This window comes from Burkholderia sp. BCC1999, assembly GCF_905339975.1.
Taxonomy (GTDB): Bacteria; Pseudomonadota; Gammaproteobacteria; order Burkholderiales; family Burkholderiaceae; genus Burkholderia.
This window is the reverse complement of the sequence record NZ_CAJPHP010000060.1, coordinates 1-1,248: the sequence shown is the minus strand read 5'-3', so window position 1 is coordinate 1,248 and position 1,248 is coordinate 1. Positions and strand designations below refer to the sequence as shown.

General features: G+C 64.7%; 1 protein-coding gene and 1 pseudogene. Both read right to left on the bottom strand.

The features are described 5' to 3' along the window. Positions 1-509, bottom strand: a pseudogene (locus U5809_RS34545) (electron transfer flavoprotein subunit alpha/FixB family protein); the annotation flags it as partial. 16 nt (positions 510-525) lie between these two features. Next, positions 526-1,248, bottom strand: a 723-nt coding sequence (locus tag U5809_RS34540) for an electron transfer flavoprotein subunit beta/FixA family protein (protein WP_322089846.1), incomplete at its 5' end; no start/stop codon positions are given.

The following is a 1,248-nucleotide window of genomic DNA, read 5'->3' as shown; positions in this document are numbered from 1 at the left end:
GCCGCTTCGATCTTCTCGACCGCCGCGCTGCCGCCTTCGGCCGCCACCGGATCGAAACCCGTCGCACGCACCGTGATGACCTTGATCGGGTCGCTCGACTGCACCGTCGCGATCGCGTTGCCGGCGTAGATCGGGCGCTCGAACGTGTCGGCCGAATCGACCGCCGTGATGTCCGAGATCTGCGCGACGTCCAGCTTCGCGGCGATACGCGGTGCGATGTTCTTGCCGTACGCAGTTGCCGGCGCGAGGATGTGCGAATAGTCCTTCGCGATGTTCAGCGCGGTCGCTTCGACGTTTTCCGCCAGGCCTGCTTCGAGCTGCGGCGCGTCGGCCAGCAGCACCTTCGACACACCTGCGATCTTTGCCGCTGCATCCGCAGCCGCTTGCGCGTTGTGGCCCGCGACCAGCACGTGAATATCGCCACCGATCTTCGCTGCCGCCGCCACCGTGTTCAACGTCGCGGCCTTGACCGACGCGTTGTCGTGTTCTGCAATCACCAGAATCGTCATTTCTTTGCGCTCCCTCTTACAGCACCTTGGCTTCGGTCTTCAGCTTCTCGACCAGCGTCTTCACGTCCGGCACCTTCACGCCGGCTGCACGCTTCGGCGGCTCGACAACCTTCAGCGTCTTCAGACGCGGCGCGACGTCCACGCCCAGGTCTTCCGGCTTCACGGTTTCCAGCGGCTTCTTCTTCGCCTTCATGATGTTCGGCAGCGTCACGTAGCGCGGCTCGTTCAGGCGCAGGTCCGTGGTGATCACGGCCGGCAGCGTCAGCGACAGCGTTTCCGCGCCGCCGTCGACCTCACGTGCGACCGTTGCCTTGCCGTCGGCCACCGTCACCTTCGACGCGAACGTCGCTTGCGGCAGGCCTGCCAGCGCGGCCAGCATCTGGCCGGTCTGGTTCGAATCGTCGTCGATCGCCTGCTTGCCGAGGATCACCAGCTGCGGCTGTTCCTTGTCGACCAGCGCCTTCAGGATCTTCGCGACGGCCAGCGGCTCGACGCTGTCGGTCGATTCGACGAGGATCGCACGATCCGCGCCGATCGCCAGCGCCGTACGCAGCGTTTCCTGCGCTTGCGTGACGCCCACCGACACGGCGATCACTTCGGTCGCGACGCCCGCTTCCTTCAGGCGCACGGCTTCTTCAACGGCGATTTCGTCGAACGGGTTCATCGACATCTTCACGTTCGCGATGTCGACACCCGTGTTGTCCGACTTCACGCGGACCTTCACGTTGTAATCGACCAC